This window comes from Acidithiobacillus sp. AC3 (assembly GCF_050261095.1).
GTDB lineage: Bacteria > Pseudomonadota > Gammaproteobacteria > Acidithiobacillales > Acidithiobacillaceae > Igneacidithiobacillus > Igneacidithiobacillus copahuensis.
Map to the genome: position 1 here is coordinate 1,637,449 of NZ_CP189838.1, position 16,412 is coordinate 1,653,860.

Annotated in this window: 16 protein-coding genes and 1 tRNA gene; 6 read left to right on the forward strand and 11 right to left on the reverse strand. The window is 58.1% G+C overall.

Going from position 1 to position 16,412, the window contains the following annotated elements; translation table 11 throughout:
• Positions 1 to 19: 19 nt before the first annotated feature.
• From ACQAYK_RS08290 to ACQAYK_RS08300, 3 genes are all read left to right on the forward strand, one after another.
• On the forward strand, positions 20 to 1,492 hold the full coding sequence (locus tag ACQAYK_RS08290) for a cytochrome ubiquinol oxidase subunit I (protein WP_483167477.1): 1,473 nt from the start codon (positions 20 to 22) through the stop codon (positions 1,490 to 1,492).
• A 117-nt stretch (positions 1,493 to 1,609) separates the two neighbouring features.
• On the forward strand, positions 1,610 to 2,632 hold the full coding sequence (locus ACQAYK_RS08295; protein ID WP_483168028.1) for a cytochrome d ubiquinol oxidase subunit II: 1,023 nt from the start codon (positions 1,610 to 1,612) through the stop codon (positions 2,630 to 2,632).
• 50 nt (positions 2,633 to 2,682) lie between these two features.
• Positions 2,683 to 2,943, forward strand: a complete 261-nt coding sequence (locus ACQAYK_RS08300; protein ID WP_483167478.1) for a hypothetical protein — start codon at positions 2,683 to 2,685, stop codon at positions 2,941 to 2,943.
• Positions 2,944 to 3,017: 74 nt separating this feature from the next.
• On the opposite strand, the gene ACQAYK_RS08305 is transcribed toward ACQAYK_RS08300, so the two are convergent.
• The 3 genes from ACQAYK_RS08305 to ACQAYK_RS08315 all read right to left on the reverse strand — a co-directional run bounded on the left by ACQAYK_RS08305 (position 3,018) and on the right by ACQAYK_RS08315 (position 5,738).
• Entirely contained in the window at positions 3,018 to 4,631 is a 1,614-nt protein-coding gene (locus tag ACQAYK_RS08305) for a cation:proton antiporter (RefSeq protein ID WP_483167479.1), read from the reverse strand.
• Between the two features lie 29 nt (positions 4,632 to 4,660).
• Positions 4,661 to 5,329: a 3'-5' exonuclease gene (locus ACQAYK_RS08310; RefSeq protein WP_483167480.1), complete on the reverse strand. Its 669-nt coding sequence runs from the start codon at positions 5,327 to 5,329 to the stop codon at positions 4,661 to 4,663.
• Between the two features lie 64 nt (positions 5,330 to 5,393).
• Positions 5,394 to 5,738 carry a winged helix-turn-helix transcriptional regulator gene (locus tag ACQAYK_RS08315; RefSeq protein WP_483167481.1) on the reverse strand — a complete coding sequence of 115 codons (345 nt, stop codon included), beginning with the start codon at positions 5,736 to 5,738 and terminating at the stop codon, positions 5,394 to 5,396.
• Positions 5,739 to 5,830: 92 nt separating this feature from the next.
• Here ACQAYK_RS08315 and ACQAYK_RS08320 point away from each other — a divergent pair, with 92 nt between their 5' ends.
• From ACQAYK_RS08320 to ACQAYK_RS08330, 3 genes are all read left to right on the forward strand, one after another.
• Entirely contained in the window at positions 5,831 to 6,685 is an 855-nt protein-coding gene (locus tag ACQAYK_RS08320) for a pirin family protein (RefSeq protein ID WP_483167482.1), read from the forward strand.
• Between the two features lie 19 nt (positions 6,686 to 6,704).
• A complete protein-coding gene (wrbA, locus tag ACQAYK_RS08325; RefSeq protein WP_483167483.1) occupies positions 6,705 to 7,307 on the forward strand; it encodes an NAD(P)H:quinone oxidoreductase in 603 nt (200 codons plus the stop codon).
• A gap of 167 nt (positions 7,308 to 7,474) precedes the next feature.
• Positions 7,475 to 7,550 (forward strand) — tRNA-Asn (locus ACQAYK_RS08330).
• 79 nt (positions 7,551 to 7,629) lie between these two features.
• Here the strand turns inward: ACQAYK_RS08330 and ACQAYK_RS08335 are convergent.
• The 8 genes from ACQAYK_RS08335 to ACQAYK_RS08370 all read right to left on the reverse strand — a co-directional run bounded on the left by ACQAYK_RS08335 (position 7,630) and on the right by ACQAYK_RS08370 (position 16,403).
• Complete coding sequence (locus ACQAYK_RS08335; protein ID WP_483167484.1) at positions 7,630 to 8,283, reverse strand: thiopurine S-methyltransferase; 654 nt, start codon at positions 8,281 to 8,283, stop codon at positions 7,630 to 7,632.
• Positions 8,280 to 10,355 (reverse strand): EAL domain-containing protein, encoded by a 2,076-nt coding sequence (locus tag ACQAYK_RS08340; protein ID WP_483167485.1) that lies wholly within the window; start codon positions 10,353 to 10,355, stop codon positions 8,280 to 8,282. Before ACQAYK_RS08340 ends, ACQAYK_RS08335 begins: the two co-directional genes overlap by 4 nt.
• Positions 10,352 to 10,693 carry a response regulator gene (locus tag ACQAYK_RS08345; protein ID WP_483167486.1) on the reverse strand — a complete coding sequence of 114 codons (342 nt, stop codon included), beginning with the start codon at positions 10,691 to 10,693 and terminating at the stop codon, positions 10,352 to 10,354. Before ACQAYK_RS08345 ends, ACQAYK_RS08340 begins: the two co-directional genes overlap by 4 nt.
• Entirely contained in the window at positions 10,690 to 12,027 is a 1,338-nt protein-coding gene (locus tag ACQAYK_RS08350; protein WP_483167487.1) for a PAS domain-containing sensor histidine kinase, read from the reverse strand. Before ACQAYK_RS08350 ends, ACQAYK_RS08345 begins: the two co-directional genes overlap by 4 nt.
• Complete coding sequence (locus tag ACQAYK_RS08355; RefSeq protein ID WP_483167488.1) at positions 12,027 to 12,599, reverse strand: heme NO-binding domain-containing protein; 573 nt, start codon at positions 12,597 to 12,599, stop codon at positions 12,027 to 12,029. The genes ACQAYK_RS08350 and ACQAYK_RS08355 overlap by 1 nt, the downstream gene beginning before the upstream one ends.
• Positions 12,596 to 14,467, reverse strand: a complete 1,872-nt coding sequence (locus tag ACQAYK_RS08360) for a sensor domain-containing diguanylate cyclase (RefSeq protein WP_483167489.1) — start codon at positions 14,465 to 14,467, stop codon at positions 12,596 to 12,598. The genes ACQAYK_RS08355 and ACQAYK_RS08360 overlap by 4 nt, the downstream gene beginning before the upstream one ends.
• Before the next feature lie 93 nt (positions 14,468 to 14,560).
• The gene (locus tag ACQAYK_RS08365) at positions 14,561 to 15,010 is read right to left on the reverse strand and encodes a hypothetical protein (RefSeq protein WP_483167490.1); all 450 of its coding nucleotides are present in this window, start codon (positions 15,008 to 15,010) and stop codon (positions 14,561 to 14,563) included.
• A 46-nt stretch (positions 15,011 to 15,056) separates the two neighbouring features.
• On the reverse strand, positions 15,057 to 16,403 hold the full coding sequence (locus tag ACQAYK_RS08370; protein ID WP_483167491.1) for a hypothetical protein: 1,347 nt from the start codon (positions 16,401 to 16,403) through the stop codon (positions 15,057 to 15,059).
• Positions 16,404 to 16,412: the final 9 nt, after the last annotated feature.

A 16,412-nucleotide genomic window follows, 5' to 3' on the forward strand; every position in this document is an offset into this window, starting at 1 on the left:
ACTGACATAGGAGTGAGTCATGGTTTTAGAAAACACTTTGCCCGTGCTCCTCAGCCGTATGGACTTCGCCTGGATCACCTCCATGCACATCCTTTGGACTCCCTTGACCATCGGAATGTCGTGGCTGCTGTTTTTTATGGAAGTCGCTTGGCTGCGCACGGGCGATGAGCGATGGTACAAGCTCAATCGCTTCTTCGAGAAGATTCTCATCATCAATTTTGGCGCCGGTGTCGCAACCGGTGTCACCATGGAAATGGCCTTCGGTATCCTCTACGGGCCCTTCTCCCAGGCCGTCGGCCCCTTCTTCGGCAATATCCTGGGCTTCGAGACCATTACTGCCTTCATGTATGAGGCCGGCTTCATCGGCCTGATGGTCTTTGGCTGGGGCAAGATCAGTAAGGGGATGCATCTCTTTGCCACCTTCAATGTCGGTCTGTCCTCCAGTCTTTCGGCCATGTGGATTTTAGTGGCCAATTCCTGGATGCAGACCCCCAACGGCATCGTACTCAAAGATGGTCTCTTTCAGGTCACCAACTGGTGGCACGCCATCTTCAATGACAACTTTGTCTGGGGCTTCCCGCACATGTGGGTGGCGACGGTCGAGCTGGCCCTCTTCGTTTTTGCCAGCGTCAGCGCCTGGTTCATTCTCAAGAACCGTAATGCCGATCTCTTCACCAAGCTGCTTAAGCCAACTTTGCTGGCGCTACTGATCGTCACACCCGTACAGATCTGGCTGGGCGATTCCATCGGCCGTGACGTGGCTATGACGCAACCGACTTCGCTGGCAGCCATGGAAGGTCACTACCACACCTACCTGCCGAATGGAAAAGTGGATACCGGCTGGCACTTGATCGCCATTCCCAATGCGCAGAATGACGGCAACCTCTTTGCCATCACCATTCCGCATGTCTTGAGCCTGCTGGAAACCCATACCCTGAACGGTAAGGTCCCGGGTATGGACCAGTTCCCGGCCAACGATCGTCCGGATGTCTGGGTGCCCTTCTACTCCTTCCGCGTCATGGTGGCGATTGGCTTCTTCCTCTTCTTTGTGGCGCTGTGGGGCAACTGGTTACGCCTGCGCGGCAAGCTCAATGCCGAATCGCTACGCAAGAATCCCTGGTTCCTGCGTGCTGTAGTCTTCTCCGGCTTCCTTCCCTACCTCGCCATCTGGTGTGGCTGGTGGACTCGGGAAATCGGCCGTCAGCCCTGGGTGGTTTTCAACCTGATGCGGACCTATCAGGGCGTTAGCCACATGTCGCTCGGTCAGGAGGTCTTCTGGTTCGTTGGCTACATCATCTTCGAACTGACTGTATGGTCGGGGGCCTGGTACTTCTTCAGCCGCGTCATTGCCAAGGGTGTGGACAACATCCCACATTCCGACACCCTCTTCACGCACCATGATGAGGAGAGTGGGCATGACGAAGAGAAGGCGGGCGGTGGTTTTGCCAAACCGACCTTCGCCAGCAAGCCGATGCTCGATAAGAGTCGGTAAATCCATGAGCCGGGGGTCAACCCCGGCCTTGCCACGGAGACTTTCCACATGTTTTTTCAAGACGTATCCAGAATCGTCGGCGCACTCTCCACCTGGTGGTGGCTGGTTCTGTGCCTGATGTTTCTTTTGTATATCGCCCTGGACGGGGCAGATTTGGGCGCCGGCATCTTTGCGCTGTTTTCGCCGGATGAAGAGGAACGGGGTGCCATCATGGCGTCCATGGCAGGTTTTTGGGATGGTAACGAAACCTGGCTGGTCGTCGCCGGCGGTATCTTGTTTGGCGCCTTCCCATCCGTTTACGGGAGCGCTTTCAACTACCTACTGATTCCTCTCGCGTTTGCCCTTTGGGGCGTCATTTCGCGCGCCATAGCTTTCGAGTTCCATGTGCATGCCATCGGTTCCAAGCGCTTCTGGGGTTGGATGTTTGCATTTGGAAGCGTGCTCGCTACTTTTGGTGCTGGTGTGGCATTGGGCGGCGCCCTGCAAGGATTCCCCATGGCGCACCACATCGCTGCTGAAGGGGTGGCAGGTGCCCACGCCAATGCCTTCGACGCCGTTCCCCACTACGCCGGCGGGCCGTTTACCTTTCTGAGTCCCTTCAGTATCTGGACCGGCTTTGGTGCGGTCATTGCTGCGAGTCTCGCCGGTGGTCTGTACCTCTGTGCTCGTTTTGTCCCTGGCGATGTCATTCACGAGCGCGCCAAGAAATGGACCAATGCCTTCTCGATGATCGCTCTGGCTGCGATCGTTATCACCTTGGTCTGGTCCTATACCATCTTCCCCTGGGCAGCCGCCAAGTGGACCGGCGCCAATTGGTGGGTGTGGCTGATCTGGATTCTGGTGATCTTGGGCTTTGCCTACATGTCGATGACAGCGCACGCTGCCTCGCGTGACTTTGTGGCCCTGCTTTGGGGTGAGGGCGTCGTTGCCCTGATGTGGTTCGCCCTGTGGGCGACCATGTTCCCCTACATCGTGCCGCATACCTGGGGCATTCAAGAGGCATCGAATCCGGCCGACTCCCTGGCGGTGTTCACCCTCTTCATGACTGGCTTTGTGCCCATCATGATTCTATACAACTGGTACCAGATCTGGGTATTCCGCGGTCGTTATACCAAAAAGGCCATGTACTCGGCCCACTGATCTGTCGGGGCCCCGGCGCTCGGGGCCCATTTTCACGTTGGAGCAAAACGATGAATATCAAACAACATCCGGCTGCCGTCAGCCCGGCGGCCACGCCGCCCACGGATTTACAGCAGGCCCTCGAAGCGTTAGAGGAAAAACAGGATCTGGTACAGGAAAAATTGCGGGAACTTCTCGGTAGCGTCAATCATGCGCATCCCGACGAGATCATGGACCAGGTACTCATCCTCGACCGCGAGCTGCGCAAGTATCGACGTTTTTTTCATATTCTCAAAAGTCATTTTATCGATCAGCGATCTTCTGCCAGCTGAAGGGTGAGCACCTGCACCCGGTCCGAAACCCCATGGAGCGCCAGAAGAGGCTGGACGCCCATCTGCATGGGTAGTCACTCTTTCAGCGGAAGTTCCTGAGCGTCTTCCCTCGCCCGCTGAAAAGCCCTGGCAGGCGCCGATTCCAGCTCCAGCAGCTGCGCATCGACATCGGCAAGCAAATCCTCTGCGCCCGTCTCATTCAATAATCCCTCCTGGCGCGCATCGAGAATTTTCTGCTTGCGTTGCAGCAGCAGACGTCGATACAGGCGAACATAGTCGCGCTGACGAATCCAGTCATTGTCGACCTCCTCCTGCGCAAGCGTTTCTTGTATCTGCGCACGCTCCTGAGAAAATTGCCGTTGCAATAGCTGCAGTACCTTCGGGTCGCGCAAAGCCTGCTCTTCCAAGGCCTTCAGCTCGTTGAGGTCGTGCTCGGCGAGGGCCAGACGCAAGCGGTTCCTCTCAAAGTTTTCATTGTCGTTCTTGCCCGCGAGGACGCCAAAGAGGCGTCCCAACGGCGAGATGCTCAGTCCCTGCACCAGAATCGTCAGCAACACCACGCCAAAAACCAGATTGATGAGCAGGTCGCGGGAAGGGAAATCCATCGGCAGACTGAGTGCCAGGACCATCGATAGCGCCCCGCGAATTCCGCCCCAGAGCAGGATGAAGTTCCAGTTGAGAGGAATCCGCGCACGGGTGGGTCGCAGAATGGCTCCCATCCCATAGACTACCACGGCACGCGCCACCGTGACCGCCAAATACGCGGCGAGAACCAGCGCCCAGATCTTCAGCAAGTCCTGGAGATGAATGGTCAGCCCCACCAACAAAAAGATCAGCGAGTTGAGGACAAAGCCGAGATATTCCCAAAAGGTATTTACCGCCATGCGCACCGAGGCGCTCATGCCTCGCTGGGCGGCATAATTGCCACAAAGCAGCCCCGCCACCACGGTAGCGATGACCCCAGAAAAATCCAGTTCGGTGGCTAACAAAAAACTACCATAGGCCGCCAGGATGGTGATGGTAATCTCTACCATACCGTCGTTTACCCGCTTGATGACTTCCGAACTCAGCCAGCCAATCACCAGGCCCAGTAAGGCGCCACCACCGACCATGGAAACAAATTCCAGTCCCAACGCAGGCAGGCTGACGCCTTTGCCCATGGCAATACCCAGAAAAAGCGTAAAGAAGACGATGGCGGTGCCATCATTGAGCAGACTTTCACTTTCAATCAAAAAGGTCAGCCGCGCCGGCGCCCCGAGCTGGCGAAAAATGGAGACCACCGAGATCGGATCGGTGGCAGCGACCGCAGCGCCGAAGACCAGTGCCACGCCCAGGCTCAGGGTCATGTCGGCCAAATGGGGAAGATAGGGATAGACCGCCAAAAAAACATAGGCAGTTACAATCATCGACAGAAAAACGCCCGGGACGGCCAGGCCGAAAATCGCCAGGCGATCCCGCCAGAGGGTACTTGCGGACAGGTGATAGGCGGATTCGAAAATCAGCCCGGGTAGGAAGATGCTGAACACCAGATCATGGGTCAGCACTGGGGTCTGAAACAGACGCAGACTTCCCAGCAGCAGGCCACCCAATACCAGGGCAACGGTATAGGGCAGGCGCAAGCGATTAGCGATCACCGCCAGCAAAGAGGCGGCCACAAAGAGCAGAAGCAGTGCACTCTCGGGTATCACGGGAGCCCCTGGGTCAGAGAGAAGTGAGACTAGGCCGCCCCCTCCAGGGCCTTGCGCAGGTACGGATCCATATCGGTGAGATTATTCAATGCCCAACGCCGATAATCATCCGGCAGATCGCAAATTTTGACGCCCTTGTGCTTGCCAAAGGGCATGGTTTCGGGAATGCGGGCGCGCTCGCTGAACTCCCACAATGCCTCCCAATTGGCCGGCCGCACTGCCAGCACGATCCGGTTGAGGATGACCCGACAAAATTTCACATCAGCCAGCGCAGAATGCGCATTTTTAAGGTTTTCCCGGGTTTTGTTTCGGTCCTTACTGAAGTGATAGAGCAAGGCCGACTGCGAAAAACTGTCGATTTCCGGCCATAGCCGGCGGCTCATGGCATAGGTGCAGATGCGCTTCACCTCGGGCCGGCCTGCTACCTCCCAGTCGAAGTCGATACTGTGCCCCACCAGATATTCCGTATCGGCCGGCAACTGGAAGGTACTTGCCGGTGGGCAATCGGCCAGATCCTCATCGAGGATGTGATGCACCGCAATGGCGCCTAGCTCGATTTTCTTTTCCGGACGGTAGCGTTGCACGAATTGCTCTTCCACCTCCAGGGTGCGCAGGTCATTCACCCGCAACCATGCTGCCTCGATCAGTTGCGGCGCGTTGCGCCCAGTGGTTTCCGTATCAAAAATCAACGCTGCCATACTCTCACCCTGTCAGAAATCAACGAGCAGGGTATCGGCTCCCCGCCCCCCTCGCAAGGGGAATTTACTGGGACTTGTCGGGAAACCCCTCGGACGCCCACTTGCGCGCGAGGACGTCGAGTCCATCCAGCACCGCTCCCAGCTCCCGACCGCGCTCAGTCAGACCGTAGCGAACCTCGGGCGGGACAGTCGGGCGATAGTCGCGGTAAATAATCCCTGCTTCTTCCAGCAGCCGGAGACGCTCGGTGAGCATGCGTGCGGAAATCTTGCCTACAGCGCGCTGCAGGGCGCCAAAGCGCAGCGGTCCGTGATTGCGCAGGGTCCAAAGAATATAGGTGGTCCATGGCCCCATGAGGAGCCGCAACAAGCTGTCCATGGGGCAGGAACTTTCCTGGATGGTTTTTCTCATGGTTACTAATCAGTACCTACTTTACAAAAATATGTATTGCCATAGTATGCAAAGTCAGTACTACGCGCAAAACTGCGCAAGGAGGCGACACCATGAGCACTTCCCAGACTTCTGCCCAGAGCCGGGGCGTCGAGAGCGTCATCGCCGGCCGCGTCACCAGTGATGGCGCCGGGGTCAAACTCACCCGTCTCTTCGAGCGTTCGCTGCAAAAGCGACTCGACCCTTTCCTCATGCTCGACGCCTTTGGCAGCGATCAGCCCGACGACTATATCGCGGGTTTTCCCGACCACCCGCATCGCGGCTTCGAGACTATCACCTATATGCTGGCCGGCCGCATGCTGCACCGCGACAGTGCCGGACACGAGGGCCTGCTGGAGAGTGGCGGGGTGCAGTGGATGACGGCAGGCAAAGGGGTGATTCACTCCGAAATTCCGCAGCAGGCCGAGGGACGAATGGCCGGCTTTCAGCTTTGGCTGAACCTGCCCGCCGCAGACAAACTCTGTGCGCCATGGTATCGGGATTTTCAGGCCGCGGATCTGCCGCGCGGCGCAGATATCCAGGGTAACCACTGGACCGTCATTGCCGGCAGTAGTCATGGCGTGCAGGGCGCGGTACAACGGGCCCAGACAGAGCCTCTGATCATCGACCTCGAATTAGCCGCGGGGGCGAGCTTCTGGCAGGAACTGCCCGTTGCTCATCACGCCTTTGTCGTGCCCTATGAGGGGGAGCTGCAGATCGGCACGCAAAAAGTCCCGGTGCAGCATTTGGCGATTCTGGACGATGCCGGAACGGGCGTTGCGCTGTCCGCGTCGACTGGCAGTCGGGCCTTGCTGGTCGCGGGACGACCGTTGGGGGAACCCATTGCCCAATATGGGCCTTTTGTAATGAATACCGAGGAGCAAATTCAGCAGGCGGTAGCAGACTATCGGGCCGGACAACTGGCGTAGTGGAAAAAGGAGATCAGAGATGAGCAAAATTTTGGTGCTGTATCATAGTCTGTGGGGTCACATAGAGCAGTTGGCTGAAGCCGAAGCGGAAGGCGCACGCTCGGTGCCGGGCGTGGAGGTGATCATCAAGCGCGTCCCGGAGACCCTGGACGCGGAAAAACAGTCGGCCATGCACGTCAAGGCGCAAAGCGCGCCAGAAGCGCATCCGCATGAGTTGGGGGACTACGATGCTATCCTCTTTGGCACCCCCACCCGCTTTGGCAACATGAGTGGCCAAATGCGGAATTTTCTCGATCGCACCGGCGGTCTCTGGCAGCAAGGCGCGCTGGTGGGCAAGGTCGGCAGCGTGTTTGTCAGTACGGCTTCTCAGCATGGCGGCCAGGAAAGCACCATCCTCAGTTTTCACCCTTTCCTCTTCCATCAGGGGATGATCGTCGTCGGGGTACCCTATACCTGCCCCGAGCTGAGCAACATGGAGGAGATCAGCGGCGGCACTCCCTACGGTGCCAGCACCCTCGCCAAGAGCGACGGTAGCCGCCAGCCCTCGGCCAACGAGCTGGCCATTGCCCGCTTTCAGGGACGCCACGTAGCGGAGATCACCCAGAAACTCTTTCCTTCCTGAGATGCGCGCCTAGTAGCGGGAGCGAACGGGGCAGCCGACCTGTCTCCGGCGAGCTCCTCGTACACCGCAAAGAGGAAATACGCCTTTGGGCTAACAAGAGGCAAAAAGCTGGTTGACGCAAAGCCGGTTGACGCAAACCCCTTCCATCGCTATCCTACGCGAACTTTTCCCCGGTAGCTCAGTCGGTAGAGCGGGTGACTGTTAATCACTAGGTCGGCAGTTCGAGCCTGTCCCGGGGAGCCAATAATCAAGGCGCTTGGAGATTTTTCCAGGCGCCTTTTTGTTCCCCCACTCCACTGTGGGGAAAAACTCTTTCATCCCGCTATTCTTTGCTCCGACGCAGCAAAAAACTGAGTTCGTCGAAGCGTGCAAGCTCCTCCTTGCCCTCCTGGCTACGAAGGTCTCGCCTTTCCAATTTTTGCACCGCCCATGCCGGTTCATATAATGCATGAACTTCCGCTTCTCCCACGGCAAAGGGCGGTCCATCTCGGTTATCTTGCGGGTAGTCGAGCGTGATCAGCAGGATGGGAGGACGATTTGGCAGCAGTTCGTGCAGCTTGCGGACGTAGTCGATGCGAGTCTCCGGCGGCAGGGCAATAAGCGCTGCCCGATCGTAAACAGCCACCGTGTCAGCCAGATCCGCGGGCGAGAGAGCAAAAAAATCTCCGCAGAGAATTTCGATGCCCTCGCAATGGTAGCGCTGAAAAGCGCCTTGCTGTTCAACGTCGGGTACCAGACCGTGTTCCGCGAAAAATGCCTCGACGGCAATGGGGCTGAGTTCGACTCCCCGTACCTTGTACCCCTGTTTGGCCAGCCACAGTAGATCGAGGCTCTTGCCACAGAGGGGCACGAACACCCAACCACCGGCACTGGCTTCAAGCTGGCTCCAATAGCGCAATAGCTGTGGATGAAACTCGGAGCGATGAAAACCAATCCGATTTTCCTGCCAGCGCTGCAGCCAGGATTGCGTGTTCATGACCCTACTCCGTTGTCCGTTGCTTGAGCCCTCAACCAGGCTTCCACTTCATTGCGGGGCATCGGCTTGGCAAAGAGATAACCCTGTAGCCGGTCCACCCCTGCCTCGCGCAGGGCTGTGGCCTGTTCCACGGTTTCTACGCCTTCGGCAACCACTTTCAGGTTCAGGGCGCGGGCAATCGCGATGATGGCTTCGATCAAATTCCAAACTTCTGCTTGCGAAGCAAAGTCGCGCACAAAGCTTTGATCAATTTTGAGGGTATCGAACGGCAAGCGATGTAGGGCATTCAACGACGCATACCCGGTACCAAAATCATCCAGCGCCAGATGAAAGCCGATCTTTCCCAAACGCTGCAGGCAATCTCCAGCGGTTTCCAGATTGGTCACGGCTGTGGACTCGGTCACTTCCACGCAAAGATTGTGCGGCGCGAGTCCATGCTGCTGCACATGCCCAATGAGCTGTGCCGGAAGTTGCGCCTGGAGAAGTCCCGGCGGGAAGTTGATAGCGACATAGACATCTGCTGGCACCAAGCCAACGTGGATCCACTCCTGAATCATCGACAAGGATCCGTCGAGCATCTGCTGGGTCAACTTTTCAATCAACCCCGTTTCCTCCAGCAAGGGGATGAACTCGGCAGGAGAGACACGTTCGCCATCGTCGCGCTGCCAGCGGGCGAGGGCCTCGAAACCGACGAGCTGCCCATGTCCATTGATGATGGGCTGCAACCAGGGCTGAAACGCGCGGCTTTGCAGCGCCGGCGCCAGTTCCGGACGCAGTTTTCGACGACGTTTGTCGCGTTGCTCTAGGGCTTCATCGAAGTGGTAGAGATCCACTCCGAGCGCATCTGCCTCCTGCGCCGCCAACTGGGCTGCTGCAAAGAGCGCGTCTGCAGAGGGCACCGGTTCGCTCACTGCCATCGTCGCGATGCCAGCCACCGCAGTACACGGTAAAAACTCGGAGGAACCTGCATTGGCAATCGCCAGGGCGCGACGGACCAAGTCTTCGCAGGAGGCCGTCCCGCCGTGCTCAGACTGCGGTAAAAGCACCAAGTGTTCCAACTGTTCGCCGCTACCCACCATACAGCTCGGCAACTCCTCGGCGAGGGCCCTGCCCAACGCAGCAACCGTACGGCGACGTCCTTCGAGCTTGTCCGAAAAATCATCGAGGTTGGTGAGCTGCAGCAAGATGATCTCCTGCTCACTCTTTCCCGCCGCCCTGGCGAGCACAGCCTGGGAAGCCAGCTCGTCCGACAGACATGCGAGATTTGGCAAGCCGGTTAGCCGGTTGGTGTAGCGCAGGTGACTGATGTGGGTGTGCGTGCCAGCGCAATAGGTACACGATCCATCGTCAGCCCGCAGGGCGCCGCCGCGGGTAAGTACCCAGCGATACCGGTCATCCGCCCCAAGAATCCTGTACTCACAGTGGAAGTTGGCCTGACCGGGAGTATGCAGAAGCCGCTCCCATTCGGCCTCTGCCCGACGGCGATCGTCCGGGTGGATGCGTTGCAGCCACATCGCGCTGGAATCCGTACGGGCCACAGATGTGCCGCCGAGCAGCTCGTTCCAGCGCGCCGAATGCTCTACACGGTCTTCGGGCACGAACCACTCCCAAACACCATCATTGGCCCCAGCCAAAATCAGCTCCTGACGGGCCTGTGCTTCCTGCAATTTCCGATGGGAATGGCTAAGACTCAAACAGGATCGAAGACGGGCGCGCAAGGCAGCAAAGTCAATGGGCTTGCCAACATAATCGTTGGCACCGAGGGCCAGCGCCTCGGCGAGACGGTCCTCTTCATCAAAGGCTGTCACCATGAGGACAGGCAGGACATTGGCCGTATGCGTGCTACGGATCCGAGCCAGGACCTCGAGCCCCGTCAGCCCCGGCAGACCAATGTCCAACAGAATAGCGACCGCCCGGTGCTTCTCCAGCCAGGTCAGCGCAGCCATGCCGTCTGCCACGCCTTCCGCCTCCCAGCCTTCACGGGTAAGCCGGCGCAGCAAAAGGGCACGGCTGGCGGGGTCATCCTCGACAACCAGAATGGGTGCCTGCGGTGAGATCGATTCGAAAGTCACAACTTCACCAATTCCTTGATGGACTCCAGTAGCGGCTCAAAATCTATGGGTTTACTCAGGTAGGCCTGCGCCCTCTCCTGTTCACCCCCCAGGGAATGGGCACTCAGCACAATGATCGGTACCGTTGGATCGTACTCGCGAATGCGCTCGATTGCCTCCCAGCCATTCATTTCGGGCATCGCCAGATCCATCAGGATGATCTGCGGGCTATGCGTCTTGAATGCCTGCACGGCGATGAGGCCATTTTCCGCCTCGATGACGGTAAAACCCCGACGCTGCAAGCGACGACTCAGCATGTCGCGATTTCGTGCGTCATCTTCAGCGAGAAGCAGCTTCATTGTCCCTCTCCTTCATCTGTCGACGAGAGCGGCAAAAACAGGTGGAAAGACGAGCCGGCTCCCAGTTGGCTCTCCACCTCGACCCGCCCCCCGAGCAACTCGATCAGCTGACGGGTGAGGGCAAGGCCCAGGCCCGTGCCCCCGAAGCGACGGTCGATATCGTCCTCAGCCTGGACAAAGGCATCGAAGATGCGGTGGAGTGCCTCGGGACTGATACCAATACCGGTATCCGAGACCGTCCACAGAACGGCGTCATCTACCCGCTGCACGCGCAAGGTAACCACGCCATCCTGGGTAAACTTTGCCGCATTGCCGATCAAATTGAGCAGACATTGGCGCAGTTTGCTGCTATCGGTTTCGAGTAGGGGAAGTTGCGTATCCAGCTCCAGCACAAAGCGGTTGCCATTGCCCTCGACCAAAGGTCGCGCGACAGCCCCTACCGCCCGTGCCAGCTCGGCGGGATGGATGGGTTCTCTGTGCACTCGGGTCTGGCCAGCCTCGATACGGCTCATATCCAAAACGTCATTGATCAGCCCCAGCAGATGCCGGCCGGCATCGCGGATTGCCTGGAGATCGCTGCGACTGTTTTCGGCTGGAACGCCATCGTCGAGTTCCTCGAGGATCAGCTCGCTATAGCCGATGATGGCATTGAGGGGAGTGCGCAGTTCGTGGCTCATACTGGCAAGAAAACGGCTTTTGGCCAACGATGCCGCCTCGGCGGCCTGACGGCGCTCTTCCAGGGCTCGTTCTTGTGCCCGTTGCTCGCGAATATCGCGCAATAAGCCAACAAACCGGCGTTGTTCGTGGACACAAATTTCAGAGACGGCGAGGCGCACAGGTATTTGTGTTCCATCGCGCCGGCGCACCTCCACCTCACGCCCGACGCCGATGACGCGTTGCTCACTGGTTTGCAGATACCTTAGCAGGTAATCATCATGCTCACGACTGTAGGGCTCTGGCATGAACGCCTTGATGTTGCGACCGATGAGACTATCGTCTGTGGCCAGCAATTGTTTGGCCGCGGGATTGGCCTCCAGAATGGTGCCTTGGGCGTCGATCACGATCAGACCATCGAGCAGGGTATCCCAGGTGGCTTTCAGCAAGGCAGAGCGCTCGGCCACGCGCTGATCGAGATCCCGGGCATTGGCCTGTTCCCGATCGAGGAGCCGGGCTACGGAATCCAACAGAAAATTAGTCAGCAGCACCAGTTGTTCGATGTCAGGATCGGTAAATTGCGTGCGGATGGTAAAATCCACCCGACCGTCCACAGCCAGGCAAAGCTGATTACTGATTTCGTGTAGCGCTTGGCGCAATGGATCTTGGTCGCCTGCCATTACTGCGAGCCGTCCTTGGCGTTAAACTGCAGCTGAAACGCACATTCGGCGTCGCCACGCTTGCGACATTGGAGAACGTCGATTTGCACCTGCTGCCCGTAGTGTTTGGCAACCTCCTCGGCCAAGGCGAAGTACAGGCCGCAGAAGCGGTTGGGAGAACGATAATAGACGAGCAATTTTCCTTCCGGACCGTCCTCCACGGCAAATTTGTCGTTCACCGCATCGCGTTTTGCCGTATCGCGCAGGCCCGAGGCCAGCATGTTGTGGATCGCTGGCTGGCGGGCCAGGAACTCGCGAGCATCCGCCGATAGCCGAAAAAAAGTTGGAAAGCGCGTGAGGGTTTCCGCAAGAAAAAACTGCGCATAGGCCCGGAATGCTGCTTCCTGATCCACGCCCAGCACGAGGCAGGCATTTTTCAAGAGCTCGCCGACTTCCTCGTTATCGTAGTCAGTATCGAGGCGATACTGAAAATCCGCTGCGAGCCCGGTGCGCCGTTTGACCTCCGCCAGCGCCTCGTCACCACCCAACTGCTGGACCATATCCAACAGCACCTTCTGAATCAGACCAATCACGCGCTGCCACCTTCGCCATGCAGAATGATGCGATTGCGTCCGTCGCGCTTGGCCTGCAACAGGGCTTGGTCGGCCGCGCGCAGCAAATCATCCGGGCCAGACATCTCCGGTGCACGCTCAGCGACGCCGCCGCTGAGGGTGATGGACGGGAAGTCGCCGGTCAGTCCTTCCGTCGCACTGCAGAGCCGCTCGGCAAGCTGCTGGGCCTCTTCCGCGCCAATATTGCTGCACACGATAACGAACTCTTCGCCACCCCAGCGCGCCACCCGATCACTGCTACGGATATGCTCTTTGAGGACTTTTGCCAGGGCACACAAAGCACGGTCGCCAGCGTCGTGACCATGCTCATCATTTACCCGTTTGAAGTGATCGACATCGAGCATAATAACGGCCAGACGGAAACCATAGCGCAGTGCGGTTTCCCACGCTTCCTTGAGATACTGGTCGATACTACGCCGGTTGTGCAGACCGGTTAGATCGTCCTGGGCGGCTACCTGTCGCAGCGCCTCATTCACAAGAAGGAGTTCACGCTGGCTTTCGCGGCTCTGGAATTGGGCATCTTCGAGCGACTGAGTGAGTTCAACGGCAGCACGCGCATTTTTGAGCTTGGCCAAGAGCAGCTTTCGGGAAACCGGTTTTTCCAGAAAATCGTTGGCGCCAGCGTCCAATGCCTCCACCGCGTGCCCACCATCCATGATCGCCGAAAGTACCAACAGATAGAGACGTCCTCCAAACTGTTTGCGCAGACACTGGCAGAGGCTGGGACCATCCATGCCCGGCAATACCCAGTCCAGGATCAATACTCGGGGCAGAAACTGTTGAATGAGCTCCATGGCCGACTCCGCGTCGGTGGCTTCCAGCACTTCATATCCGGCGGGCTCCAAAATGCGCCGAAGCAGCGCGCGGCTGTCGCCGTCGTCGTCAACGACCAGCACCCGGACCGTGCGACAGGCCATACTCGACGAGCTCAGCAAGGCAAGGGCGTCGGGATGAGTGAGCTGCTGCAATCGGCCGCGCACATCGGCTGGCGGATCCAGCTCGAAGAGATCGGTCAGATCTTGCCACTCGCCCTCGATCTCCTTGCGGATCCTGTCCATCAGGTCATCGTGCTGTCCGAGTTTGGCCAGCAGCCGCTCCGGAGGTGGAGCGTTTTCTACACAACTACCGTCCGCATAGCCGCCAAACCAACGTGCAATATTGAGCATGGCCCGCAGCTCCTGACTCCGTACCACATGACTGCTGGCGCCGGTGTCATCGGAACTTACCGCCTCTGCCATAAAACCGGGCAGCCCCCAGCGCGCCAGCAGTGCAGCGCTAAGCTGACGGTGGTCGAAGCCAAATTCGGCCTGCTCCTTTTCCAGCCGCTCGACCAGATCGCTACTGTTCTCCAGGATACGGCCATAGGGCTCGGGGGCGGCACAGGCCAGAATCAGCGTGCCGATTTCGGCCAGCAGCCCGATAGTGAAAAGTTCCGGAGGCGACCAGGAGCCGACAGCCCGAGCAAGCGCCTGCATGGCTGTCGCGCGAACCAGGGCGGCACTCCAGTAGCGCGGCAAATCGAAAAAACGGGAAATGGCTGGTCGCTGTTGCGTCAGAGAAAGACCAATCGACAGCCTGGCAAGCACCGCGAGCCCGATGCGCATGACCGCATCTTCGATGGCGACCACCGGACGTAACCCTCGATATAGTGCCGAGTTGGCGAGCTTCAGGGTCTTGGCGGCGAGGATGGGATCCCGGCGCACCCTTTCGGCAATGTCGCGGACGGACACTTCCGGTCGATCGAGCAAACTGAGGAGTTCCAGCGCCAGCCGGGGCGGCGAGGGGCAGTCGCAATCATCCAGATACCGCAGAAAGTCATTCATGGTCATGGCCGGGCCGCACCCTTAAAATATAGATATCGCCGCATCATGCGTATTTTGGTAACGCATTTCCATTTTGACAAATCCCAACACCCCACTCGTTCACCAGGTTTCGGAGCAGGTCACGCCGTTTTCGTGATACTCCGACTGCACATACAGGGTCACGATTTTCTGACCCGTGACGGATTCTACGACCCCATCAATGAGGCCAAAACCAAAATGGCAGAGGGCGTGATTGCCCGCAGGGATTCCCTGCTCACGCAAGGTGAGCCCAATCTTGCAGCCCACAAGCTCTGCTTGGCCGTCTTGCAGACAGACTCCTTCCATGAATTCCTTGTTACGGAAGAAGTCCGACACCAGGGACCGTGCCTCATCGATGCTTTTACCGGCATGGCCTTCGCCGATTTTTTTGCCCATTTGCTTGCCCGCAAAACGGAACACGCTTACCGCTCCTTTATCACCAATCAGCACGCCAACCTGATTGGCAATACTATAGAGGAGATCGACCACATCCTTGGTATCCATCGCACATTGCTTGACCTGCTCTGTCATGAACATATCTCCCACCATCCGTTTCAGAACGCAGCAACCCAAAAAATCATAGGCAATTCCGTTCCACCACCACCTCGGAATAGGCGTCTCCTTGGGCAACACAATGGGTCTGTCGGCCCCAAAAGCCATCCTTGCTGCGATTCACCCGATGATAAAAGTCTAGGGTAAGATCCGGCTTGGTGGTGATATCTGCCGTATAGAGCAGGTTCATGAGCGAGGCACCGATGCCAGTCATCAAATAATCGATGGGATGGTCGGCGTAGCTACCGTAGATGCGCAGATAGCCAAGTGATTCATAGGGGTACCACGCACGCAACACCAGGCGTTCATTGGGGATGATCTCGGTAATCCGCCAGACTCCCCAACCCAGGGCATTGATGCAGGCAATGATCCCGGCCAGCCAGTCCTCTTTGCAACGAAGCTGGGGGACAATGAGTTGGTACCAGGGATCGGAGCGCATGATTCCCCCCATGGTGTTGAAGCCGCAGATATGTCCTGCTTCGATCAGCAGAGTTTGCGCCAAGGCCTTGCCCTGTAGGTGGCCAAACTTGTCTTTGTAGTAGAACAGGCTGGGATACTCATACCAAAGCATCTCCCCCAGGTATTTGTGGGTGGACAAGGCATGCGCCAATGCTTCCTCGAAACGGAAGGACACGAGGTTGTAGTAGTCGGCATAGTGACGGGTCAGGTAAACACCGAAGGCCGGGATCAGGCCGTTTTCGTCACCGGTCAGAGGGAGCGTTCCCACGGCAGCGATGATGGCGTCCTCGTCTACATGGAGACTCTGGGTTCGTGGCGGGATTTGCTCTGCCCCTTCAGGCAATACCGGCTGCGTGATCGCGGGGGTCTGTAGCGGGTAATCTCTATCCAGACGGGGAATGATCCGGAAAACCGTAGCATCGCCACCTTTGGAAATGGGTTCAGGACTCAGCTGCATGGCCCCCTGCAGGGGACGCTCCTGAATGGCGGAAAGACTGCCGATGGCAAAGCCCAGATCAAAATATTCGCCCGGGCTGCGACGAACGCCATAGTTCAGACGCAGGGCACTGCCATAATGGGAATGGGCCTCGCGGACATCTACCCATTCCTCTTTGCTCTGATCGGCGTGGGTGAGGGCCAGATCACCAAATCCACAGTAGCGATAGAGCGTTTCTGCGCAGGCCGTTCGCTCCTTTCTTCCCCATTCCGGGTGCCTGGCAAAAATTCCTCGGAGCTGCCGGAAGATGACCTCCGTAGCAGAGTCTTGCAGGATCGGTTCATGGGCAATGTAATGGCAGTCCTCCACCACGAGCTGCAGGAAGCGGTTGTAGTGGTTGCAGTGGAAAACCATCGGCTCTCCATCGAGAAACACCACCCCGCTTTGGTCATCTCGAACTGGCTGGCAAGCGTACATGCGAAGGCA